General features: G+C 46.4%; 22 protein-coding genes. 1 reads left to right on the forward strand and 21 read right to left on the reverse strand.

The window, feature by feature from the left end; all coding sequences use genetic code 11:
* Positions 1-48: 48 nt before the first annotated feature.
* The 4 genes from NFS35_RS24080 to NFS35_RS24095 form a co-directional block, all read right to left on the reverse strand.
* Complete coding sequence (locus NFS35_RS24080; protein ID WP_251209601.1) at positions 49-801, reverse strand: ABC transporter permease; 753 nt, start codon at positions 799-801, stop codon at positions 49-51.
* Positions 802-892: 91 nt separating this feature from the next.
* Positions 893-1,918 (reverse strand): sensor histidine kinase, encoded by a 1,026-nt coding sequence (locus NFS35_RS24085; protein WP_251209602.1) that lies wholly within the window; start codon positions 1,916-1,918, stop codon positions 893-895.
* Positions 1,915-2,598 carry a response regulator transcription factor gene (locus NFS35_RS24090; protein WP_251209603.1) on the reverse strand — a complete coding sequence of 228 codons (684 nt, stop codon included), beginning with the start codon at positions 2,596-2,598 and terminating at the stop codon, positions 1,915-1,917. The genes NFS35_RS24085 and NFS35_RS24090 overlap by 4 nt, the downstream gene beginning before the upstream one ends.
* A gap of 217 nt (positions 2,599-2,815) precedes the next feature.
* Positions 2,816-3,154: a DUF6809 family protein gene (locus NFS35_RS24095; RefSeq protein ID WP_251209604.1), complete on the reverse strand. Its 339-nt coding sequence runs from the start codon at positions 3,152-3,154 to the stop codon at positions 2,816-2,818.
* A gap of 162 nt (positions 3,155-3,316) precedes the next feature.
* Here NFS35_RS24095 and NFS35_RS24100 point away from each other — a divergent pair, with 162 nt between their 5' ends.
* Positions 3,317-3,661 (forward strand): helix-turn-helix domain-containing protein, encoded by a 345-nt coding sequence (locus NFS35_RS24100; protein WP_251209605.1) that lies wholly within the window; start codon positions 3,317-3,319, stop codon positions 3,659-3,661.
* 13 nt (positions 3,662-3,674) lie between these two features.
* Here NFS35_RS24100 and NFS35_RS24105 read toward each other — a convergent pair whose 3' ends face one another.
* The 17 genes from NFS35_RS24105 to NFS35_RS24185 all read right to left on the reverse strand — a co-directional run bounded on the left by NFS35_RS24105 (position 3,675) and on the right by NFS35_RS24185 (position 23,166).
* Entirely contained in the window at positions 3,675-4,082 is a 408-nt protein-coding gene (locus NFS35_RS24105) for a hypothetical protein (RefSeq protein WP_251209606.1), read from the reverse strand.
* Between the two features lie 4 nt (positions 4,083-4,086).
* Positions 4,087-5,001, reverse strand: coding sequence for a ParM/StbA family protein (locus tag NFS35_RS24110; protein ID WP_251209607.1), 915 nt, complete (start codon positions 4,999-5,001; stop codon positions 4,087-4,089).
* Between the two features lie 149 nt (positions 5,002-5,150).
* Complete coding sequence (locus NFS35_RS24115; protein ID WP_251209608.1) at positions 5,151-5,777, reverse strand: DUF4120 family protein; 627 nt, start codon at positions 5,775-5,777, stop codon at positions 5,151-5,153.
* 80 nt (positions 5,778-5,857) lie between these two features.
* Positions 5,858-7,873 (reverse strand): NAD-dependent DNA ligase LigA, encoded by a 2,016-nt coding sequence (gene ligA, locus NFS35_RS24120; protein WP_251209609.1) that lies wholly within the window; start codon positions 7,871-7,873, stop codon positions 5,858-5,860.
* Complete coding sequence (locus NFS35_RS24125) at positions 7,874-8,194, reverse strand: hypothetical protein (RefSeq protein ID WP_251209610.1); 321 nt, start codon at positions 8,192-8,194, stop codon at positions 7,874-7,876.
* A 55-nt stretch (positions 8,195-8,249) separates the two neighbouring features.
* Complete coding sequence (locus tag NFS35_RS24130; protein ID WP_251209611.1) at positions 8,250-9,362, reverse strand: PcfJ domain-containing protein; 1,113 nt, start codon at positions 9,360-9,362, stop codon at positions 8,250-8,252.
* 23 nt (positions 9,363-9,385) lie between these two features.
* Positions 9,386-9,664: a hypothetical protein gene (locus NFS35_RS24135; RefSeq protein ID WP_251209612.1), complete on the reverse strand. Its 279-nt coding sequence runs from the start codon at positions 9,662-9,664 to the stop codon at positions 9,386-9,388.
* Positions 9,665-10,441: 777 nt separating this feature from the next.
* A complete protein-coding gene (locus NFS35_RS24140) occupies positions 10,442-10,990 on the reverse strand; it encodes a DUF7666 domain-containing protein (RefSeq protein WP_251209613.1) in 549 nt (182 codons plus the stop codon).
* Between the two features lie 25 nt (positions 10,991-11,015).
* A complete protein-coding gene (locus NFS35_RS24145; RefSeq protein WP_251209614.1) occupies positions 11,016-12,011 on the reverse strand; it encodes a Cas9 inhibitor AcrIIA9 family protein in 996 nt (331 codons plus the stop codon).
* A 71-nt stretch (positions 12,012-12,082) separates the two neighbouring features.
* Positions 12,083-13,711 (reverse strand): YodL domain-containing protein, encoded by a 1,629-nt coding sequence (locus tag NFS35_RS24150; protein ID WP_251209615.1) that lies wholly within the window; start codon positions 13,709-13,711, stop codon positions 12,083-12,085.
* Between the two features lie 65 nt (positions 13,712-13,776).
* A complete protein-coding gene (locus NFS35_RS24155; RefSeq protein WP_251209616.1) occupies positions 13,777-15,162 on the reverse strand; it encodes a hypothetical protein in 1,386 nt (461 codons plus the stop codon).
* Positions 15,163-15,228: 66 nt separating this feature from the next.
* Entirely contained in the window at positions 15,229-17,505 is a 2,277-nt protein-coding gene (recD2, locus tag NFS35_RS24160; protein WP_251209617.1) for an SF1B family DNA helicase RecD2, read from the reverse strand.
* A gap of 4 nt (positions 17,506-17,509) precedes the next feature.
* Positions 17,510-17,683, reverse strand: a complete 174-nt coding sequence (locus tag NFS35_RS24165) for a hypothetical protein (RefSeq protein WP_251209618.1) — start codon at positions 17,681-17,683, stop codon at positions 17,510-17,512.
* Between the two features lie 53 nt (positions 17,684-17,736).
* Positions 17,737-18,801: a YqaJ viral recombinase family nuclease gene (locus NFS35_RS24170; RefSeq protein ID WP_251209619.1), complete on the reverse strand. Its 1,065-nt coding sequence runs from the start codon at positions 18,799-18,801 to the stop codon at positions 17,737-17,739.
* 584 nt (positions 18,802-19,385) lie between these two features.
* Positions 19,386-20,591 (reverse strand): hypothetical protein, encoded by a 1,206-nt coding sequence (locus NFS35_RS24175; RefSeq protein ID WP_251209620.1) that lies wholly within the window; start codon positions 20,589-20,591, stop codon positions 19,386-19,388.
* An 11-nt stretch (positions 20,592-20,602) separates the two neighbouring features.
* On the reverse strand, positions 20,603-20,806 hold the full coding sequence (locus NFS35_RS24180; RefSeq protein WP_251209621.1) for a hypothetical protein: 204 nt from the start codon (positions 20,804-20,806) through the stop codon (positions 20,603-20,605).
* A gap of 674 nt (positions 20,807-21,480) precedes the next feature.
* Positions 21,481-23,166, reverse strand: a complete 1,686-nt coding sequence (locus tag NFS35_RS24185) for an ABC transporter ATP-binding protein (RefSeq protein WP_251209622.1) — start codon at positions 23,164-23,166, stop codon at positions 21,481-21,483.
* Positions 23,167-23,220: the final 54 nt, after the last annotated feature.

Below are 23,220 nucleotides of genomic sequence, written 5' to 3' on the forward strand. Positions count from 1 at the left end.
TGCAAAATGGCAGAAAATATTTCTAAATAATAACATTTCCCATCCTTGCTAAGCCATGTCATCTCTAAGTGCATCAATAATATTTTCTTTCCTGATTTTGCTGGTAGCATACAACATTGTAATAAAAACAATACAAAATACACCTAATATGCTGATTATCATGCTTTGCCACGGAAAACGATACGAAAATCTTTCAAGCTGTTCATTCGTAACCAGCCCTTTATAAATCAGCCATGAAAGAATACCTGCAATCGGCACTCCAAACAGAATCGTGCGCAATCCATAAAAGAAACACTCGAAATTCATCATCCGGTTAAAACCATGTTCCGACATTCCAACCGAACGCAGCATGGCAAGTTCCCGCCTCCTGATGCGGATGTTTGTTGAAATCGTATTAAATACATTTGCAACCGCAATCAATGAAATCATAGCTCCAAAGGCGTAAATAAACACATCTACAACAAAAGTGATGCTCCGGAACAGATCAACTGCGGAAGATAGATTTATAAGCGTATAATCATAGGCAATCCCCGCATCTGTAATTTCAGACTGAATCTGCGCCATTGTCTGCGTAGGCGTATCTGTCCAAAAAGTCAGACCTGATTTAGTAAGTCCCGTTAATCCGTCAAAATCAGCGTTCATTGACCATGGAATCACCATAAAAAATAAGTATTCCGGTGTAGAATCAAGCGGAAGCGTATCTAACGGATAATTATCCACCACGGTTACACAGACTGTTTTTGCCATTCCCCAGTCCAGAAGGTCATTTTCCCCCACATCAGAATAAATGGTAAATTCCATCAAAGCGTTTTCATCGTTGGGAATTATACCACGTCCAATAAGGAAAACGAGTTTGGATGATATAATCTTTCACTCTCCCGTTTCCGGAATTTTAACCATAGGGAAGGAATATGGAAAATACAGAGCCGTATCCCACAGCGGAAGATACCTTGATATAGCCGCCCTGCATAGTAATGATCTCGCGGGCCAGGTACAGCCCGATCCCGATTCCCGGAGCATCGTGGACTTCTTCTTCCCGATAGAAACGTTTGAAAATCATGCCCTGCCGGTTCTCCGCAATTCCTTTTCCACTGTCCGTGATGTCGATTTTTATATAGAACTCCCAGCTCTGGACGGTAACGCAGATTGTACCGCTTTCTGGGGTGTACTTCACTGCATTGTCCAGGATATTGAACAGAGCCTCGCTCGTCCATTTCCGGTCATGGGCCAGCACTATGTCTGGCGGACAATCTACGCTGACACGGATATTTTTCTTTTCGGCGTTCAGCAGAATACCGCCCAGCGATGCCGCAAGCGTATCATAGAGCGGCTGCGCCTTTTTGTCCAGAGAAATTACGCCGGTTTCCAGCCGGGAGGTCTTGATCATGGCCTGCATGAGAAAATCCAGCTTATCAAGCTGGCCGCTGGATGCATATAAAAACTCCTGCTGTTTTTCCTCTGACATAGACTGTTCCAGCAAGGTGGCGTTTACCATCTGGAGATTGGCAATGGGCGTTTTCACCTGATGGGATATGTCGGAGATCAACTCCTGCAAGTCAGCCCGATCTTTTGCCACGCTCTCCTGGTTCTCCCGCATGACTTCATACAGGCGCAGCAGCCGGTGATTGATTTTGTAAAACAGGCTTTCCTCCTCGCAGACCTGCGGCGGCTGGGCTGCTCCATTCAGCATATCGTCTATCGTCCGGCAAAGGCTGTCCGAAAATAGAACCAGTTTGCGGCGGAGGAATGCCACAAAGAGGATCACACAGGTAAGCACCAATACGATATACAGCAGGCACAGCCAGACAATAATCAGATTTCTGGTAAGCAGAACTGCCGCAATCATGGCAATCAGCGAAATTGTTCCTAAAAAAGCTGCTCCTATTCCACAGGCTCGGTTAGCAGAAAGACCATTCACTTTTTCAGCCCTCCGATCCACATATAACCCATACCATAAACAGTCTTGATATATTGCAGGCCGTCCACTTCAATTTTTCCCCGGATACGGCTGACTGCAACCGTCAGAGCATGTTCATCCACATAGTTTTCGTCTGCGTCCCACAGTTTTTCCAAAAGCGTCTGGCGGGTCAGGACAATCTGCGGATTTCTCACCATCACCTTGAGCAGACGGTATTCCAGCGGCGTGAATGTAATCGGTTCTCCGTCAAGGTCGGCAGTCATTTCTGAAAAGTTGATCGACAGAGCGCCATCCGTGTAGCAGTCGCCGCCTGTCTGCCTCCGGATGCGTCCCAACAGTGCCGATACCTTTTTGCGGAACACGCTGATCGGGAAGGGCTTTGTTACATAATCATCTGCCCCCAGCTCAAACCCTTTCAGCATATCACTTTCCATATCGTTGGCCGTCAGGAAGATTACTGCAGTATCTGGGCGGCGTTCTTTGATCTGTTCGCAAAAATCAAAGCCGTTTCCATCGGGCAGGTTGACATCCAGCACAATCAGGTCATAGTCCTGCGTTTCGCAAAAGCTGATCGCCGTTGCTTTTGTCATGGCAGCATCTACGATATAACCAGCCGTAGAAAGATTGTAGCATAGCGTATTATTCAAAAGGCGGTCATCTTCAACTACTAAAAGCCTCATGCACTCACTCCCTTTCCGTATTTATTGTATCAGGGAAATGTCACAAAAATCTCACAAGACCAAAATGTTTTTTCATCTCCTAAATGTAGATTTTGTTCTTTTTCCGCTTGTATGTTATGATTTGGAACAAATCATAACATACAACAGCTAAAAGTCAACCTATATCAGACAGCAGCACTTATACTTGCTATATTTATGCTGTTATGAATATATCTGCTCACTTTACATCCATCTCCTCCACCCATTTAAGCCCCTTATTCTCTTTCAAAATTCCCATGTGGTACAGCACCTGAATGCAGTCTGCATACCCCTGTATATAGGCACGTTTCTCCTGAGCAGAAGCCAAATCTTCCTGGCATTCCTTCATTTCTTCTGCCTTCTCCCGCTGTCCTGCGGATAAGGTTTCCAAAAGCTCCTCCCATTCAGATTCCTTCTCTTTCCATATTTCCAGTGTTTTTTCATATTCTGGGGTACGCACATAGCTTCTCCTTCCTATGTTCTCCCCGTTTAGGCTGCCTAGGAACTGGGCCATCTTCTGCCACACATCATTTAACATCTCACATCCTCCTTTCAATGTGCATCATCAGCCTCTATATTTTCCCTATATTTTTTCTTTTACTGTACATTATACATGTTATAGACGAGTTTTATCAACCATAATCGCTTAATTATTTATGTTATAGCAGATAAAATTAAGCCATAACATGGAGGTGAGCAAATGGACGATTTGTTAAAGCAGGTTGGATATCGGATACTAAGCCGTAGAAAGCAGCTGCGTATGACACAGGAAGAGCTGGCAGAAAAGGCTGGTATTACTCCGCAAACTGTTTCTTCTGCGGAATTAGGTAAAAAAGCACTGCGCCCGGAAAATATTATACGGATCAGCTCAGCACTGGGAATCAGCACCGATTATCTGCTCCTTGGCGAAATAAATGCCTGTGACCATTCCACTTTAATTTCCAAAATCTCAAATTTATCACCAATCCATTATCAACATCTGGAAGATATCATCAACAGCTTTATTGCAGCACTGGAATGCCAGGATACACAGGGAGCCAAATAACACCTCCCTGTTTTTAATTGCTGCGAAATGCTGACATTGTATCTGCGATCAATGCCAATGTAACCGGATCTACTTCTTTTTGTACTCCTTCTCCGTTTTTCATTTTTTTCGGTTCAGACATTATCTGCTCCTCTTTCAGTTCTGCTTTCGTATCCTCCGCCCTGCCTTTTTTCTCGTATCCGTTCCTATTACGGTTCAGGATCTCCATAACAATCCCTTCAATGGATTCTCTGTCGATTGCCTGTGGAAAAAGTATATCCGGTGTCTTCTCGCAGTTTATATAATGAAGAACTGCATTCACAATAAACTGTGCCTTTCTATGGGGACCTTGTTGCTCCAGCAGGCGTATCACTGCATCATGAGACGGATCATTCTCGTTAAACTTAATGCTGAACCGTTCCCGATCCTTTTTTACACTCATAGGCTCACCTGCCTATAGTTTCTGCTTTGTAAAGAAATTCATACCCCTTTGCATTGGCACTGATATCCTCTACAAACAGGGGATTCCCCACCTTTCTGGATGCTTCAATATGCCGGCGCAGCAGGATTGCTCCGCCTCCCACAAAGACTACCATGCCGGACATCAGATCCAGCATACGTTCCCGCAGGCTGTTTGCCAGATCATTAACAAAACCCTGTGCCAGCTTTTCTACCAGAGAAACAACTGCCGGGGAATAGGTACTTTCCCCGTCTTTCAGGATGCCGTCAATATCCGCCTCTTCCAGCAAAATATCAAATTCAGCGTTGGCTTTTGTCCGTATCCGGTTATACAGAAGGATCACACCATTTTCCAAAGAATCACATACTGTCAGGTCTGCCCGGCCGGAACGCATCATCAGATAGTCTGCCGTAAATCCACCGATATCAATGATCAGCACTCTCGGTTTTCCAATCAGCTTGTCCATCATGGTCACCGCTGCCGCAAAAGCCTGGGGATAGCATCGCACATCTTCAATATAAATCGTATAGGGCTTTCCGCGATAACGAAACTTTTCAATTCCCCGGTTAGAAAAATACTGAAGAAAAGCTTTGTTCTGCGCTCCATAATGCGCCGGCGGCAGACCGACTGCAAGACTGATCCGCATAATTTCCTCTCCATATCCTTCTTCGGCAAGGATTTCTTCCGCAATCCCAAACAGCGTAAGGATAAAGAAACGGTCATCCTCCGTCTTATCCCTCTTATAGGGAATCCTCTGGTTTGACAGTGTATAAAACCTGTCCTGATATTCCAGGATGTCACTGCCGAAAGGTTTCGTGATACTTTCTGCCAGCCCGGACACAAAGGGCGGACAGTGGATTGTTTTCATTTGTTTGTTCCCATGGTCGATTGCAATTAACATAAGTTTCCCATCTCCTTTTTTATTTTATACTTATCCTTTACGCATGGATTACGCATTTTTCAACAAAACAGAAAAAAATACAGGACAGACAACATATCCTGCTGCCCGCCCTGCATTCTGTCCTGTAAAACCTGTCCTGCCTGTTCTGGTCAGGTATGTATCCCATAATACGCTTTCTCCATATTTTCCCGCCCATGAAGAATGATTCCTCCGCAGATTCCGGTTCCGTATGGCGTCTGTTCCCGAAAGAAAAAGCTGTATGGCTCGAAATCATCGTATATTGTAATCTGCCTGCTCCCTTTCCATGCAAAATGTCTCCAGAGAGCCTTCCCCAGCTTTTTCCGAAGAAGTTTTTCCCCTGTGACCGCCTTCAGATTCCGTCTGCTCTGGAATTCAATCCTCGGTCTGGGCTTTTCATCCAAAGACAAAATCCTTTTCTGCTCTCCGTTATTTTTCCTGCTTTCCCGGACATACTCCTGAAACTTCTCATAGGAGAGCAGAACCGTTTCCTCTCTTCCAGAAACCTTTCCTCCGCCTGCATCACTCAGCCAGGTAAAGTTTATGACCAGAATATCGGTTTCGTCCATTGTTTTCCGCAGAGACAGTCTTGCAAAAGAATGGATATCTGATATAACCTTATACCCCTTTTCCTCCATCTCCGCTAATTCTTTATCTGTAATCGTAAATCCCTGTGGGGAACGATATTCCTCTGATAATGTCCTCAGATAAATATAATCCTCAGATGCCGACAATTTTATCATGGTTCTCTTGCTCATTTGATTTCCTCCTTTAAAGACAGGAGAGAACTCTACAAGCTCTCTCCCATACATAAAATCCTATTGTTTTAGACCCTTGCCTATTCGCCGGCCATATGGAAAAACTGTTCCGGTGTCAGGACTTTTATTCCCAGTTCCCTGGCCTTTGCCAGCTTGCTGCCGGCTTTTTCTCCACAGACCAGATAATCTGTTTTACTGCTCACCGAACTTCCTGCACGGGCACCCAGAGATTCAATTTTCGCGTTGATACCACTTCGGGTATAAGGCTCCACCTTTCCGGTCACTACAATCGTCATTCCTACAAAAGGATTCTCCGATACGGAAACCATGCTGTCCTCTGGTGAGTTGATCTCGATATTTAACATTTTCTGTAATACCTCCCATACATAAAGATTCTCTTCATCATAAAACCATTCATGGATATTGTTGTGCAGAGTATCTCCGAAATCCGGAAGCTGTGTAAAATCATACTGATGATGCACTGCATCCTCGAATTCCTCCAGGCTCCCATGAAACTGTCTGCAAAGCGTGCGGCTGGCTGTGTTCCCCACCATTGGAATATCCATAGCAATCAGATAACGCTCAAAAGTCGTGTTCCTGCTGCCCTGAATCGCATCCCAGAGCCGCTGCCAGGATTTCTCTCCAAAGCCTTCCATCTGAATGATCTCATTCCTGTGCCTGTCCAGTTCATAAATATCCATATAGGTATGAATCCAGCCTCTGCCTATGAATTTTTCCAGTGTCGCTTCAGACAGCCCTTCAATATTCATAGCCTTCTGGCCTGCAAAATGAACGAACTGACGCAGCCGTCTGGTTTCACAATTCAGATTGTCACAAAACAGTGTCTTTGTGATCTTTTCTTTTCCATCCTCTATGGAACGACTTTCATGGACACGGGTTGGTTCCCCGCAGCAGGGGCATTTATCAGGTATTACCTCTGCCAGAGAAAAATCACCACGATCCAGATTTTCTTCCACATGGGGGATGATCATATTCCGCTTGCTGACCAGTATCCGGCAGCCAAGTTTTAGTTCCATGCCCTCAATAAAAGACATGTTATGCAGGCTGGCCCTGGATACCTCACAGCCGTCAATCTGTACTGGCTGGAAAACTGCCACCGGAGAGATCTCCCCGGAACGGGAAGGGTTCCATTCAACTGCGAGCAGCTTTGTCTCATGGAGCTCATCCTCAAACTTAAAGGCCAAACCGTCTTTGTAGTGGTGGCCTGTCCTTCCACAGGACATGGAAAAACCAATATCATTATAAGATGCCACGATTCCGTCAATGGGGATATCATTATCACTGGCAAACTGCCGCAGTTTCCCGATGCCATCCTCCATCTCCTGACAAGTAAGGCTCCGCCTGCTTATGACAAATTTGCAGACCTGAAATCCCAGTTCCGGAAGTTTTCGCAGTTTCTGGGACTTTAACTCCAGTTCAGGGAATCCCTCCACTACAGCAAAAGGCATATACATCACTTTTCTTTCCCGGCAGACCGCACTGTCTAAAAGGCGCACAGAACCAGCGGCCAGGTTCCTTCCGTTCTTATAGCGTTCTCCACTGCTGTCTGTCAGGGTTTCTCTCAGACGATGAAAATCACCGGGGCGGATGAAAGCCTCCCCGCTCACTACCAGTCTCTCCCGATAAGGAATACTCTGGGGTATCCCGGAAATACCACGGACATTGTGGGTGACCACCTCACCGGTATCTCCGTCGCCGCGGGTAGCCGCCTGGGCCAGTTTTCCATCCTCATAAGTCAGCTTGACGGTCAGCCCGTCCAGCTTCAGCATCAGAAGAATCTGATGCTCACCCACAAAGGAAACCAGTTCTTCTACGCTCTTGGTCTTTTCCAGTGATAACAGGGAAATGGGATGGTTCGTCTTTTCCAGCTCGCTGACTGCTTCAAATCCCACTGTCCGGGTGGGGGAATCCGTCATCCAGATTCCCGTCTCCATCTCCAGCACTGCCAGCTCGTCACACATCCTGTCATAGACGGCATCCGAAACAGACGGGGCATTGCCGTTATAATATTCGTCTCTGTACCGGTTCAGCTGTGCGGTCAGTGCCTGCACTTTTTCCCATGCATTCTGTGCCATTTAAGCCACCTCCTCTATAATGCGGAATGACATGATCAGATATTGCTTCGTATGCTCGTTGTCGCTGCAGTACACACTGCAGATATCATTTTCAAACTCCCAAAAGGATGCTTTCTTCCACCAGAGAACATTTCCTTTCCCATCGTTGGCAAGCGTCACTTCATTATCCGGCTCATCCGGTACGATGCTGTAGAATCCCTGGGTATTGGACTTGGTGATTCTGCGTTTCTGCCCGGCATATTCCGTGCGGCAATGAGAAATGATCTCAATATTGGTTCCCTTCTTTAAAGACTTTTTTAACTGGCTTAAATTTTTGATCATATAGTCCTCCTTGTAAAAAAGACAGGATGCCGATAAGACATCCTGCCAGTATTTATTATGCGGCCGCCGGTAAAACAGTTTCCGCAAGTTCCTCTTTGTTCTCCATCAAATCTGCCATCAATACGTCAACTAAAAGCTGGCCTCTAAGGTCACCTGTATTGATAACAATCTGATTTTCCCGCATTTGTGTAAATTCCTGATTCCGCAGGATACGGCTTTTTTCTGCAAGCCCTCTTTCTTTGGAGGTGATTCTTTTGGAAATTACCTTCTGCCACTCCTGCAGGAATTTTTCTGCGTCTTTGATATCCTCCTTTTGTCTGTCATACATAGTCCGTTTCTGCCTTACAGTTCCATCCGGTTCAATCTCCAGCGTATAATATGAAGTGTCCAGATCAGATGTCCTGCGAAGAAACAGCACATAGCTTTCATTTCTTTCAATGCGTTCCCAATACCGGTCACTGCTCCCCACACAATGATGGAGTTTTTCTCCTTCATTCATGATTTCTTCAATCCGGGAAGGAACGATAACCGTATAATCTTCTCCTGCATACCCATAGATTGCTCTGACTTCCTGATAAATGTCCTCAATATGCGGATATTTTTCCAGAATTTCTCCAGCCCTGATTGCAAGCTCCTTCTGTCCGCAGAGCTTTACAAGTTCATCATGCCGCTGGCGCAGTCTCCGTACACGATAGATGATCGCGTCATTGGTATCCATTTTCAGGCGACAGGCCATAGAAAGATAATCGGCCCATGTAGTAAGTACCTGATCACTTTTCATACGGTTTTCACACATCTGACGCCTTATGTAATTATAGATCTGCACAATGCTCATCCTATCTGTTATAAACCGCAGTTTATCCGGTACAATTTTTTCTTTGCAGAACCAGGAAACCACCTCATCCGGCAGACATTTTCCGGTAACCTTCTCATATTGAAGCCATGTCAAAAACTGACGTCTGCCCCTGTTTTCCCTAAGCCGCTTTAACTGCTGGGAATCTATTCCCAAAAGCTTCAACAGGCTTTTGGATCTTGGATTCTTAAATGCTTCTTTAAAATGATAGTAATTACCCATACATTCCGATACCAAAGCAGGCAGATGAGCCTTTGCCAGCTGTTCCAGCTGAGGTATCCTGTCAAATACTGCAAAATATTTTTCCGGGTCCATGTTCTTATTGTCCTGAAGGGCTTCTATGATTCCCGTACAGCGTAACTCTTTTTTTCCAAGTGAAGGAAGGGTTTTTCCATATACCCGCCCATTCCCATTTCCATACCAGTTTGGACTACAGAAATCAGTACAGATCCACCTGGTTTCCGAATGTTTATAATCTCCCCAGTAATAGGCATTCCGTGGCTCTGCATTATGGTCATAAAGAGCTCTTCGCACTTCCCAGCTGCTGCATTCCGGATTTTCATACTCTCCTTTCCGATATTTTCTATATCCTCTAAATTCCCGAAGCATGAATCCATCCTCACATCTCTGCATCAGATACATAGGATGATATTCCGTCATAACTGTGCCGGCCTTTCCAATAGATTTGTATATAACCTTGTGACGGCACCGTGGACAGTGCCCGATTTTATTATGACGTGGATTTTTTATATCCACCTCTTTTTCACAAAATGTACAATATCCGGTTTTTGCTCCTTTCCTGCTGTACTGATAGAACATATAATTTTCTGTAATCCCAACCTTGTTTACCCAGCGTTCCCAGTCTTTTGGCAGCTCCGGCGTCTGTTCCAGGTCAAGATCCCATGGATCAGTTTCTCTTTTATGGCGCCGCTTCAACTCGTCTGCACGAACCTTCAACTGATACTCCAACAGCCCCTGATAGCCGCCATGCTCAACACCGAGATACTTTTTAATCAGTTCATATCCTTGTGGACTGATCCATTTTTTCTCAGAATAATATACATACCCTGGCCAGGGAATCATATCAAGTTTGGCCGTAAGCCATTTTTGTGCAATCCGGTCATACGTGAGAAATTCTCCTTTTTCTTTGTCAATATACAATTCATAAACTGGCATTCTTCCTCCCGTTCTCATGTGTTCCGTAAGGAAAAAAGCCACTTTCATGAAGCTATTTAAGACCTGACAACGCATATACAGCCCGCATTGGTAGGATATATGAACACGCTCACCGTTCCAATAGCGCTGCACTGTGCGCTGCGGTAAATCCAAATCTGCCATCTGCATCATTTTTGATGTGGCATTCAGTGTCCGCAATTTTAACAATTCCTTTTTTCTCATATCAAAGCCACCTGCCTCTCTGTCAGATCTGTGCCGTACCATGTATCCGGCAGAACTTTTTTGCCGTCTACCTGCGCCAGCGCAATCTGAATAATATGCCCATTCACCGGATCTTCCTTAGCAAAAGCAAGGATGTCTCCTTTTTTACCGCTGGCTACCGGGGCGATTCCTCTCACCACGGCATATCCGGCGGATGCCTCTGCTTTATCCCTTGATACATGGCAGCTCCATTCCCGCAGCGGATGGTCTGCCATAAAAGCGAGACTGTGAAGAAAGAAATCCTCTTTTGTCAGCTTTTTCAGTATCGTCAACTCTGTACAGGAGATTTTGGTATCATCCCCATCCTCATCCATATCTCCTCCGGCATTTACGATATAGTATTCTGCCTGATTCATATTGGAATAATAAGTAAGACAATCCAGAGGATTTTCTGCACAATGAAAACCATTTTTACGGCAGTTTGCTTTTTCCGTTTTGTTAAGGCCCATAACAAATTGATACCCCAGGCAGATAAGGCCGGGTTTAAAGCCTTTATATGCTATCATCTTTTTCACCTCCATGAAACTATATTCATCCTGCCTTTTTTTCCGGCGTCAGCATACCTTCAAGAGAAAGCTGTTCCATAAAGGATATCTGCCCGTTATCTTCAGATTCCTTTTTCTCCGTTTTCTTCTCTGCCGGTTTTTTAGCCGCAGCTTTTTTTGTTACCGTTTTCTTTCCTTTGGAGCCGGCTGCCGTCTTCCCTGCATAAGGCCGTGGAACAAATTCTTCCTCGTCCTCTTTATCCTCCTTCACGTCCATGGTACGGAAATATTCTTCGGCCCAGTGATAACAAATGTCATCCGGAATATCGCTGGAATAACAGGGCGTATCCCGCCCCGGCTGTATCCCGGATGCTTTTATCTCATCCTGGATATATTCATAAGCTTTCCGGTTGATATATTGGAAACAGCGAACCATATTCTTCTGGGGAAGCATGACCTGTTTGGCAAATGCCACATCTTCCAGGCATGCGGTCTGGATATACTCAGAAACGCATTCCTTCATATTGCGGCGTGTCAGCTTCTCTGTATCAGTGCTAACCCTCTTCATGGATTCAGCAGTCAGCTCCTCATCGTTCATAGCCTTGATTCGGTCAAGCTGTGCCTGCCTTTTCGCCTGTTTTTCCTGTTCTTTTGCCTCCCATTCTGCTTTGCGCCTGGCCTCTGCCGCCTCATGTTCCGCACGTTTTTTATCTTCCGATTCTTCCTCCATATTGGAATCCGTAGAGCCAGTTTCTTTTTCTTCCTGCTCCTCTTTTTCTCCTGCATCTTCTTCAGGGCAGGTATTTTCTTCTTCCGTCTCCGCCTGTACTACAGTCTCTGCAGCTGCTCCCTGGACTGGCAAATGACTGGCCTGTTCCGCTCCGCTCTCAAAGGGATTGCCCGAAACCGAAGCTGTTACCGGAAGAAATCCGTCCAGTGCGCCTTCCTCTGTTCTTTCCGCAGTACTTCCGAATAATCCGTCTTCCTCAAACGGATTGTCTCCTATATTCATTTCCATGCCCATATTTGTAAAAGTATCCATAAAAATCTCCTTTCATAAAAACGGCATGGAGCGGGCTGTTCCCATTCCATGCCATACCTGCCGCCCATTTCTTACCCTTTCATTGGCTTTGCAAGAAAGGGAGAGAAACGGACAGGTTCAAATATTCTGCCATCCACATAAAAATAGTGGCGGCCGGTCTCATCATCTAATTCCACCACATCCGAGGATGCAAGAGGACGTCCCTGGTAACCTTCCGGTATATGATTCCCATAGTGATCCAGAATCTGTTCCAGGATTTTTTTCTCTTCCCAATGCTCAGGAAAGAGAAGTTCTGACTCACATACCAGCTGATAATCGGAAGCAGGAGGCTGGCCGTATCCGGCTTTATGCAGATCCCGAATCCCTTTAAAGGCAAAGGGGATCGTCTCCCGCCCCTCTTCAAAGACAAGCTGGTAAATACGGAACCTGCACTTCTTTCCGGGAGAATCCGCAGACTTTTCTACAGACCCTTTTTCTTCCGGACAGAAAACCGCATGCTCCTCCGGTAAATTCTTCTTTTCACCTTCTTTCTGTTGTTTTTCCTTTCTGAGCGCCAGCTGCCAGTCATCAATCCCTTTGTAATTGGGATTCCAGGTCAGCCGCCGGCACTCCATTCCATACTGTCTTGCAAGCAGATAAATTTTGGAACTTCCTTTTGCAATCATTTCATTGCTGTATTTGTCCATGTCATGGGCTTCAATGATCAGCTCGGTTCCATTCTGTGCCAGGAGGGCAAATAGGGGGCCAAGCTGCTGCACATTGTTTGCTCCGGCAATCGCCACAAAGGAGCGGTTCAGCAGGCAGTGGGCAATATCTGCTTTCAGAATCCCTTCTGTGACATAAATGGTCCGTGCAAAAGGGTTTCCAATAAAATGTACCGGACTGCCGGAAGTGGTTCCCATGTTCTTTCCCGCGGAAGAGAACCAGATATATTTCGTTCCGGCTTTTTCCGGTGGGTCATCCTTGTCCTTAAAAGGTTTATCTAAAAGAATCTGCATTCCCCGGATCAGCCCGTCAACACCGACAGCCGGTATCAGGATTCCTGCCGTGCGGCTGCTGAATCTCAGTGTCCAGTATCCGCCTTCATGGAGATAGAACCCCGGAACACCTTCCACTTTGCAGCCCTGTTTTATCAGCCTTTCCGTCAGAGAACGGCATAAGAAATAGGGCGGGGTACTCTTAAATCCCAGGCTGTCTATCTGCCCGTCACTAAGCCCCCGCTTCTCCGAGCGCAGATGCGCCCGGTGTGCAGGGTTCAGGGACAGCATTTCAAGCAGCAGGGAGTAAGTCTGGTGTATCTCCTGCAGGCTGGCACGTTCCGACTGAGTGATTCCCATAGCTGTCTGTCCGCCTGTAAGGGATTCCTTTACCGGCCCCCCTGTATAAGCGTCCGTATTCTCTGAACCGCCATATCCCCAGGAAGTATCCCCTGCCTGGAGGGCATCACAGATTTCCCGGTAGGCTTCGGAATTGGTAGTATTGTTGACCCTTGCATACAGGTTCAGCATCCCGCCGTGTTCACCGCAGTAGTTGCACCGCCACACATTCTTTACAAAATTGACATTCATCTTTCCTCTCCGGTCGCCGCAGAACGGACAGTCTGTGTAAACGCTGTCCGTCTGCCTGCGCCGGATATGCAGATGCAGAAGTTCCACCACATCCATGATCCCGAACGGGAAATCTTCTGAAAACGAGGCCATTGTCTGTGCCCTCCTTCCCTGTAGTGTCTTTCACTGTCCCTTCTGTGGTTATCCATGTACCGCCATTACCCGGCTTTCTTTACTGCCAGGGAATCCAGCATGATCTGTGCCGCCGCCCGGAGAATATTGTTATCCCCTTTGTAGCCGCCGTACAGATAAAATTTCAGACTGGGAGGACGCCTCTCTGCTACTTCCGCAATAGTCTGGCCCTTGCAGACGCCCGTATCCACGACCACCTGCCCTGCCTCTTCAAAGGTCATCAGCTTGACGATCTCCTCCACAGGCATATCAGGGGTATATCTGGCCGTTGTTTTCTCCTGTACCGATGCTCCGGCAACAGGCAGTTGGGGAATCTCTGGTGCCGGATCTCCGGCAGCCGGCAGATTCTGTACTTCTGATGCCTGGTCTTTGACCTGGTCTGTTTCACTGGAAGGAAGATTTTGCCCGCCTAACAGTGCCATCATTCCCTGCACTGCTTTCTGCGTGTCTTCTTCCGTATTCTTTCTTCCGGAAACGGGAAGAGTGTTACCCATATTTTCCGTTTTAAGAACTTCTGTGCCTGTCTGTATGGGAAGTGATTCCGCTTCCCTCACAGCCTGTACGTTCTCCCGGACATCCGCCTGGGATTTCACTGGAAGGCTGCTGTCTGCAGTCTGCGCCTGAACCTTATCTGTCTGCACATTTTCCATGGTTTCATGAGTTTTGGCATTCTCAGCAGATGTTACAGGAATCTGTTTTTCCGCTTTCTGCCCTGTTCCAAGCAGCGGCAGACTGCTTTCCACAGATTTCTTTTCCTCTGTTTTGGTATTTACAGCTATCTGACCGCCTGAAACAGGCAGTCCGGATTCCTGCGCCGGCTTTTGCAATTCTTTTTCATCCGTGGCTGTCGGGAATGGCCTGACCACACCTCCGGCAGGCGTTCCCGCTGACTGTTCTGCCTCACCAGATGCCTTCTGCATGCCGGCCGGAGCTGCCAAAGGATGTCCCTGGGCGGTCCCATTTAAGGGAATCCTGCTCCCATAACGGCTCCCTTTCGCCCCCATGTTGACGTCGGCAAACTGGATGCCAAAGCCTGCATCTGACAGTGCCTCGTCCATAGCCGCCTGCTGTGCTGCCTGAATATAATGCCCTCCCGGCGCTTCTTCCTTTGTACAACTGGAAGTAAAGCTGCCTATGGGGTTCTCGTCTGTACGCTCCAGGAAAACCTGTGCCTCGTAAATTGCCATCTGCTCCGTGATACGGAGGGCATTGAGCCGGATACGCCCTTTCGGGTTCGCCAGCCGGAACCATAACTTCTTATAGGGAAGGTCCAGCTGCAGAACCGTCTCCCCGTTATCCGGGGAAATGACACGGCGGAGCAGCTTCAGCGGGTTAAAGCCCGGCACCTTGTTCAGCTCTGCCACTGCGGGAATACTTTCATACATTGTTGCTGTGTGTTCGTTCTTATTCATCTTGAAAACTCCCTTCATCAAATAAATAAGGGATACCCTGTGCATTTTCTGCACCATATCCCATTTTTAACCTGCTGCTTTCAGTTTTTCTTCCAGGAACTCCGGCACAATTATCCCGGCGCTTTTTGCATAAGCCTTGTAATACAGGCGGATGCGTTCTCCCAGAAGGGTGTTCCTTTTGCTGATCTCATTCTTGTGTATGGCCATAAACAGCACGCTCTTTTCTCCTGCCAGCACTACCTTTTTCCTGGCACGGGTGATTCCGGTATACAGAAGATTCCGATAGAGCATGATATAGTGTGCCTTCAGTATAGGCATCAGTACGATATCATATTCGGAACCCATGGCCTTATGGATGGTGGTCGCATATGCAAGATCCAGATTCACCAGATCCTCCGTGCTGTATTCCAGGCTGCGGTTCTCTCCGAATTCCAGGCCAATCCGTTTCCCGTCCGGCGTATCATCTATATATCGGATGAAACCCAGGTCTCCGTTGGATACCTTGTCAGTATTCTTCGTCTGCATGATACGGTCGCCGACACGGAATGTCTTCGGGCCGATACGCACCTCATCCTCTGTTGACTGGAATGGATTCACGATCTCCCGGATGGCAGCATTCAGGTGGTCTGAAGACGCCGCCCCTTCTGTCCGGAAGGGAGAAAGGATCTGCACATGCTCAATCCCGTTGCTCTCAATTTCCTGGCAGTACCTCTCGATGATAGCCGCTGCCGCATCTTCCTGACTGTCACAGAGCAGAAACTGAAAATCATTTCCGTAATACAGCCTGGTATTGCCGTCATGGATAAACCGTGCGTTGTGAGCAATCAGGCTGTCCTTTGCCTGACGGAAAATTTCATCCAGCACTGTAACCGGCACAAGGCCGCACTGGATCAATTCCTTGAATACGTTTCCCGCTCCTACGCTGGGCAGCTGGTCCGGGTCTCCGACTAAAATGATCTTCGCCCCTTTTTTCAATGCGGGAAAGAATTTCCCTGCCAGCCACATATCCACCATGGAAAACTCATCCACGATCACCATGTCCGCATCCAGGCCGTCTTTTTTTCTATTGCGGCTGCCCTCATCCTCTTCGCTGACAAGGCCAAGCCCGCTGTGAAGGGTGCATGCCCCCTCAAACCCGGTGCTTTCCGCCATCCTCCGGCTCGCACGGCCCGTAGGCGCCATAAGGACGATCTTATTATCCGGCCAGAGCCTTCGGTAAACCTCTAAAATAATCTTCAGCACGGTTGTCTTTCCTGTACCCGGAGAACCGGTGATGATGGACAGGTTGTAGAGAAAAGCCGTCCTGACTGCGGATTCCTGTTTTCCGGATGTCCGAAGCCCCAGTTCTGTCCTGACAGTTTCAATGACAGCAGAAATATCTTTCATCGGCGGCCTTTCCTCCGCCAGCAGCCTTGCAATCCGGCTGGCAGTCTCGTCCTCCTGTGCAAATACGGCAGGATGGTAGATATTGTCTCTCATGGATACCACAGAGCCGTTTAAAATCATGCCGTCCAGTTCCTTTTCCACTTCCTCCGGCCGCACACGCATTTCCGGCAGGGGAATCTTTTCGTTCAGCAGCTTAAAGGCCGCCTTGCACAAAGTTTCTCTTTCCAGGAACAGATGCCCCTGCTTTCCCTTCGCTTCGTCCAGCGTACAGTGAAGCGCACCCCCTATCCGCATGGGATCACGGGGACGGTTATCCGTCTTCCTTACAATGGCATCCACCCGCCGGAACCCAAAGCCTGGTATCCGGCACAGCTCGAAGGGACTTTTTTTCAAAAGATCCATACAGGCCGGCCCAAAATGCTGGTAGATCTTCAATGCCGTCTTTGGTGTCAGCTTAAAGGGCGCAAGAAGTGTCATGATGTCGCGCAGCATCCGGCTCTCCGCAAAAGAAGTCCGGATATCCTCCAGCTTGTTTTCCGTAATCCCCCGGACCTCCAGAAGCCGTTCCGGATGCTTTTCCAGTATGTCCAGCGTGCCTGTGCCGAACTTTGCCACGATCTCCGCAGCGGTCTTTTCCCCGATGCCTTTGATCAGACCGGAACCCAGGTAACTCAGCACGCCCTCCTTTGTCTTCGGCACGATCTCGCGCCACTGCTCCACCTGAAGCTGCATGCCGTATTTTCCGTTTACCCATTCACCGTCCAGTTCCAGCTCCACGGCATCCGTCATGGGGATTTCATAGCCGACAGCAGTGAAACGGATCAGGTGATCCCTATACCGTCTTTTATCCCTCGCCTTTTCCGGGATGGACGTATCTGCGGTCTTCACAATGACAATGCAGAATTTATTTGACGGGTTGTGGAAGATCTTCCCGTCATAAGTTCCGATATAACTCATTCTCTCACCTCCATAAAAACCATAAGATCAACATGCTCACAATCACTGCCAGGACAGCGCCCAGCAGGGGAGACAGTACCAGAAACCAGCCCAGTCGTATGAGCCAGTATACATCTTTCAGCAGGAGAAATAAGAGAACTCCCCCTATGCTCCCCAGTATCAGTGTCTTTCTTTTCATTTTCCTGTTTCCTTTCTTTTTTCTATCATCCGTTCGTATGTTCCTGTCCGGTTTCAGGCAGCATCCACGGCGCTGACTTTCACATGGAATGTCCGAAACTCTGATACCGTTACAAACTGTTCATAGATTTCCGGATACTGCAGTTTCAGCCGTGCCAGGTTGTCCTTGTCAACGATCATCTTACGGACCGGATTGTATGTCACCGTATAGCGGCTCCCGCCCATATCGCAGACAGCCTTACAGCTCGTTCCCAGCTCCGCAGCCAGGATTGCTTTCAGCCTCTGGATATCGGCCTCCAGCTTTTTGGAAAATTTATCCGACTGTTTCTTCTGCTCCTGGAGCTGCATGTAACGCATCAGCGTGGACTGCATGGTGCCTTTCAGGATAATGGTTTCCGCATCCTTGTCTGCACGGCCGCAATACTGCCTGGCGCTTGCAAGGATCACATCTCCATCCTCCAGATAAGGCGGCGGAACCTGTTTCTGCACATAGCTGTTCCAGAATTCCTGTTCCAGGAATATCATTTCTTCCTCGTATGCTGTATCCCTGCGGATCTCCCGTATGATGACCTCATCCTCCGTGTTTCCATACAGACAGCAGAAAAATACCCGGTCTATATCCATCACGGCCATGTAATGCCTGCCCTGTGCCTCATAATAGACCGGCACAATCTCCCGGCCGTCTTTCCACCACAGGTCTTTTGCATTATAATTGGTGGTCTTGATCTCCAGGATTGCCTCTGTGCCGTCCGGCATGGTGATAAAATAATCCACATCCGCCAGCATGAACGGAAAAAGAGGATGCTGGAACATCTTCTTGATCTGATAGAGCTTAAGTCCTGTCTTGCGTCCAAATATCTTTGCCACAAGGTCTTCCAGAAGATGACCCATTTCCAGAGCCACCCAGTTGGACTCATTTTCCTCCACCGCCGCGATACCAAGCTTGTCATAATAGATATCCCTTGCGGTACGGAAAGGGGATATTCCCATGATGGCTGCTGCGTCACTGCCGCCGATCCCTTTACGTCTCCAGTCCAGCCATTCCTCACGGGTAAGGTTTTCTGTTTCCACCAATACCAGCGGACTGTTCCTTCCCTTTTCAAATACCATGCCGGGCATATTTACGCCCCCCTTCTTGCTCTGTGTGTGAAGTTTACTGTCCGTATGATGGTACAGTTCTTCTGATACCGGGCATTTGCTTTCTGGGCAGCAGTATCCTGAAACGGACAGCCTGCCGCCTGTTTCTTCCAGTTTTTACTGGCTTTTTTGTTTCTTGCACTCATTCTTTTTACCTGCCTTTCTAAAAATGTTTTATCCTCAAAGCCTGAAACGGCGTTTGGGCGGTGAAATAATTAAAAAGCGGAAATGACTGCCAAATCTTTGGCGTCCATGGATTTCCATGAACCATTGTCATTTCCGCTCTATAAGGGAATATCATCCCGTAACATAAAAAAGGCCAGTAAACCACTGCCCGGAAGGCATAGTGGTACTACTGGCACAAAATACAAACTTAACAGCGTGTGCAATGCGGAGCATATTCCGCATACAGCCTGAACAGACTATATCTCCCATACGGGATGCGCACAAAAATCAATTACAAGGACAGTTTAGCACAAGATATTGATTAAGTCAAGCTGTCAATACTATATATAGTATTGTCGGATGCGTAAGCACCAGATCTGGTACAATGAGAGATTTTCTTCTCAGGAAGCTTCCATGTCAAACAGAGAAAGCTGTACCGGCTGTTCTTTTTTCTCTTTCTCTTTTTTAAGGCGCATCTCTTCCAGCTCTGCAATCCGTTCCCGGCCCAGCCATTTATCCGCATGGCGCCGGTCTGCGCTGAACTCCTCCAGGCTCTCATATCCATGCTCTATCAGTTTCTTTTCCAGGCGCTTAACTGCAGATTCCCTCAGCTGCCGCCGCCTTTCCCTTTTGTTTTCTGAATTTTGTTTTTCCATATCGGAGGCATGTACGATCTGGATTCCGTTACGGATATCCTCCAGGTCCTGCATCAGATCCCGGCTCTCCCTCTGTTCAGCACGGACATTCAGAATCTCAAAGGAAAAGTGCCTGCCGTGGTATTCAGAGAAAAACAGTTCCGTAAAATAGTGGTTCCGCATTTTGTCCCTTATCCTGTCCTGGCAGAGTCTGGCGCATATTTTGGCGATATCCATGCTCACCGGATGGTCAAACAGCTTTTTTCCCTTAATGATCTGGGTATCCATCTGCCCCTCAAACAGTGTGCCGTTTAAGTCGCACCTAAGATATGTGATCTTAACATCATAAAACACATTCCCCCGTTTTTTATCCAGCTCATGCCCCAGAACCGGACACAGCCCTGCGCACCTCCTTAATCCGCAGTAATAAGGATCATAATTCATTTCCCATTCCAGCGTATCCCTGTTAAACCTCGTATGCTCCCGGCAGACGCGCCCCTTCTTTTGAAGCTCGAAACTGACCTCCTGCCTTCGTATCTCTTCATCATGGAGTTTTAAGATATGCTCCACACTTCCTTCATAACAGTATTCTTCATCTGTCATATGGACTTCACAATCATACCGGAGTACGCCGTGATCCTGAAGGTACTCATGTTTCAGCGTGCATTCCTTTTTTTCATAAGGACAGTGGATCGTTGCCATATCGTTTTCAAACGTCCACTCAATACCCATGTAACTCATGTTGCTGTGACACTGGAGGCCTTTACACTGCAGGCCGCAGGGAGTCTTAAAGGTCTGCTCATAGATCCACCAGCGTTCATAGGTAAAGCCTCCATAAAAATTATCAAGGGTCTTTTTCTCCCATGTGGAGACGTCCACCCTTACATGGTCCGGATGGCGGTCTGCGGTATAGCCTTCCGCCAGCAGCCGTTTTGTCAAAGCGTTGTATTCCTTATACTCATTCTCTTTCATTTTCTTCCTCCTTACAGGCCCTGGCAGGGGCGCATCCCAAAATAGTCTTCCATGCGGTCCCTCAGCCTCTCCGCTGACATGCCGTATTCTCCGGCAATACAGGATTCACAGCATGGATATTTGTATGCCAGGGTTTTTGATAACCGGGCATCCCAGCTGTTTAACTGCCGTCCGCATTTGTTACAGTCCTGATCCAGCCATCTTACTTTCTGCAATCGTTCTCCTCCTTCCTGATATATAAATTTCTATCCTCAGCCTTCCCGGCATCTGGGCAGCAAAAAAGCAGGAATGACTTCCCTGATATATCTGGCGTCCATAATTTCTATGAACCGGCGTCATTCCTGCTCTGATAAGAGATTATTAAATTCTAAACTAAAAAGCCAGCGGTAGATCACTTGCTGGGCATAGTGATACTGCTGGCACATTCATACAAACTTAACAGCGTGTGCAATGCGGGAAATATTCCGCCTACAGGTGTTTCTGACTGTAGCTCCATAAAAGGATTCGCACAAAAATCAATTACAAGGGAAGTGTAGCACAAGATATGGAATCCGTCAATGATTTGCAACTATATATAGTAGGAACATACTTATGGAGCGTAATTTCCTCCGGTGGTGGACGGGCTTTTTTTAATGTGTCAATGACCGTCGGATTTTGTTGATACGCTTTGCGATTCATGGCGGCTACCTCCTTTAGCCGTCGCTTTAACAAAAACCGCATATTACTTTAGAGGATAAAAGAAACGGCGGCTTTGATCTCTCAAAAGCCGCCGTGTAAGAATAGGCGCATGAAAACCTCTGCTGTACGACGGCTTTTTTCTTTTGCCCTATGCAAAATTCTATTTCTAAAGATATGACAAAGAGTATAAGAAATTCCTTAAATAAAATCCCTATTTTTTCAGTTGGTAGAAATTATAAAATGCTGCGTTTTTTGCAATAAGTGTTTCAAAGGTGCCATGCTCAATGATTTTTCCGTCTGCCATAAAGATAATTTCATCATAGAGTTCAAGAATATCTTTGCTCATATTGTGGGTAATAGTGAGTAGCGTTAAATCAGATATTGCTAACAATCTGCTTTCAATATCATACGCAGTTTGCATATCAATAGCAGACGTACCCTCGTCTAAAATTAACAGCGGCTTTTTACGAATTAAAGCCCTTGCTACGGCAATTCGCTGTTTTTGACCACCGGAAAGGTTATTACCATTTTCCCCAACATGATATTCAAGTCCGTTTGGTACTTGCTCAACGAAATGCAATAAGCCACTATCAGACAGTGCAGATTGTAATTCTTCTTTGTCATAATCTTCATGTAGGCAAATATTGTCTAAAATGCTTTCGTCAAACATATAGACATTTTGATGAATGACCGACGACAGGGCGGTTATTTTATCAATATCCACAATGGAAAGACTATCTTCATCATACAGAACATCACCTTTGAAATCAGAATAATATCCGGCAATCAGCTTGATAAGTGTAGATTTTCCGCAGCCGCTTTTACCAACAAAGGCATATTTTTTTCCTTTTTCAATGGATAATGAAATACCGTTTATGACTTCAATTTCTTTATCATAAGAAAAATGCAAATCTTCTATACAAATCGTCTCATTGAAAGTAGGGGATTTTTTTGTATCTGTGTCTTGCTCCCTATAATCTGAAAATTCATTTAGCTTTTGTGCAATCGGCTTTATACTTTTAATTTTAGGAATATTGCTAAAAATAATTAAAAGCGGATTTGCAAGATTGCTGCTAACCTGCACCATACCTAATAAGGCCCCTGCGCTGATACGCCCGATAATAATGAAATATGCCGAAAGAAAAACAACAACAACCTGAACGAGAAGCGCAAGAACCATAGAAACCGCTTCATTGGCAGCAATCGCTTTGTCAACTGAATATTTTGCTTTTATCGTGTCCTCATTACTTGCTTCAAATCGTGAGAGGACATATTTTTTCATTCGGTACGACTTGATAATTTCAAAGCCGGATAACAGGTCTTTTACATGGTTTGTAAAAGAGGATAGCATATCAGAATATTTATCCTGCCGTTTGGAGAGCAATCCTCCAAACAGACTGGGTACAATAAGCATAATAGCGATTGCAATAATTACGCATACCGTAACGATAATGTCGAAGTAAATCATTACAGCAAGGGACGCTATGAAAATAATAGTGTATTGAATGACTTGCAGGAGAGGAAGTAAAAAATTGTCCTCAATCATTTTTACATCATTCGTAATTGCAGATAAGTAATCTGCGGTATGGTTTTTAGAGTAGTCCTCAATCGTGTGTTTCTCAATTCCCATAAAGGTTTTAGAACGGACAGCTTTCATAATCTTGCAGACAAATTTTTTGCTAAACAAAGATTGCAAGTACATAAATACTCCCATTAGCGCAAAGTAGACGAAAGAAAAGAGCAGTATTCTGATAAATCCCTCCATATTGCCCATATCTACAATGTCCATAACCTGTTGCAACAAGATAGCGATAAACACATAGGACAAAGAACTAATAGCAGTAAATAATACGGTAAGAAACAGCAGAAGTTTGTATTGTTTTAAGTAGCGTATCATATAGCAGTGTCCTCCTATTTTCTGTTATAATCTCTCGGAATCTTTAAGCCAATA

It is taken from the genome of Acetatifactor aquisgranensis (genome assembly GCF_943193215.1).
Taxonomy (GTDB): Bacteria; Bacillota; Clostridia; order Lachnospirales; family Lachnospiraceae; genus Acetatifactor; species Acetatifactor aquisgranensis.

What these genes read in the sequence shown, in the direction of transcription:
- NFS35_RS24080 (WP_251209601.1), bottom strand. Translation starts at nt 801, where the DNA reads ATGGAATTTACCATTTATTCTGATGTGGGGGAAAATGACCTTCTGGAC.
- NFS35_RS24090 (WP_251209603.1), bottom strand. Translation starts at nt 2,598, where the DNA reads ATGAGGCTTTTAGTAGTTGAAGATGACCGCCTTTTGAATAATACGCTA.
- NFS35_RS24095 (WP_251209604.1), bottom strand. Translation starts at nt 3,154, where the DNA reads ATGTTAAATGATGTGTGGCAGAAGATGGCCCAGTTCCTAGGCAGCCTA.
- NFS35_RS24100 (WP_251209605.1), top strand. Translation starts at nt 3,317, where the DNA reads ATGGACGATTTGTTAAAGCAGGTTGGATATCGGATACTAAGCCGTAGA.
- NFS35_RS24105 (WP_251209606.1), bottom strand. Translation starts at nt 4,082, where the DNA reads ATGAGTGTAAAAAAGGATCGGGAACGGTTCAGCATTAAGTTTAACGAG.
- NFS35_RS24110 (WP_251209607.1), bottom strand. Translation starts at nt 5,001, where the DNA reads ATGTTAATTGCAATCGACCATGGGAACAAACAAATGAAAACAATCCAC.
- NFS35_RS24115 (WP_251209608.1), bottom strand. Translation starts at nt 5,777, where the DNA reads ATGAGCAAGAGAACCATGATAAAATTGTCGGCATCTGAGGATTATATT.
- ligA (WP_251209609.1), bottom strand. Translation starts at nt 7,873, where the DNA reads ATGGCACAGAATGCATGGGAAAAAGTGCAGGCACTGACCGCACAGCTG.
- NFS35_RS24125 (WP_251209610.1), bottom strand. Translation starts at nt 8,194, where the DNA reads ATGATCAAAAATTTAAGCCAGTTAAAAAAGTCTTTAAAGAAGGGAACC.
- NFS35_RS24130 (WP_251209611.1), bottom strand. Translation starts at nt 9,362, where the DNA reads ATGGACCCGGAAAAATATTTTGCAGTATTTGACAGGATACCTCAGCTG.
- NFS35_RS24135 (WP_251209612.1), bottom strand. Translation starts at nt 9,664, where the DNA reads ATGGATTCATGCTTCGGGAATTTAGAGGATATAGAAAATATCGGAAAG.
- NFS35_RS24140 (WP_251209613.1), bottom strand. Translation starts at nt 10,990, where the DNA reads ATGATAGCATATAAAGGCTTTAAACCCGGCCTTATCTGCCTGGGGTAT.
- NFS35_RS24145 (WP_251209614.1), bottom strand. Translation starts at nt 12,011, where the DNA reads ATGGATACTTTTACAAATATGGGCATGGAAATGAATATAGGAGACAAT.
- NFS35_RS24150 (WP_251209615.1), bottom strand. Translation starts at nt 13,711, where the DNA reads ATGGCCTCGTTTTCAGAAGATTTCCCGTTCGGGATCATGGATGTGGTG.
- NFS35_RS24155 (WP_251209616.1), bottom strand. Translation starts at nt 15,162, where the DNA reads ATGAATAAGAACGAACACACAGCAACAATGTATGAAAGTATTCCCGCA.
- recD2 (WP_251209617.1), bottom strand. Translation starts at nt 17,505, where the DNA reads ATGAGTTATATCGGAACTTATGACGGGAAGATCTTCCACAACCCGTCA.
- NFS35_RS24165 (WP_251209618.1), bottom strand. Translation starts at nt 17,683, where the DNA reads ATGAAAAGAAAGACACTGATACTGGGGAGCATAGGGGGAGTTCTCTTA.
- NFS35_RS24170 (WP_251209619.1), bottom strand. Translation starts at nt 18,801, where the DNA reads ATGCCCGGCATGGTATTTGAAAAGGGAAGGAACAGTCCGCTGGTATTG.
- NFS35_RS24175 (WP_251209620.1), bottom strand. Translation starts at nt 20,591, where the DNA reads ATGAAAGAGAATGAGTATAAGGAATACAACGCTTTGACAAAACGGCTG.
- NFS35_RS24185 (WP_251209622.1), bottom strand. Translation starts at nt 23,166, where the DNA reads ATGATACGCTACTTAAAACAATACAAACTTCTGCTGTTTCTTACCGTA.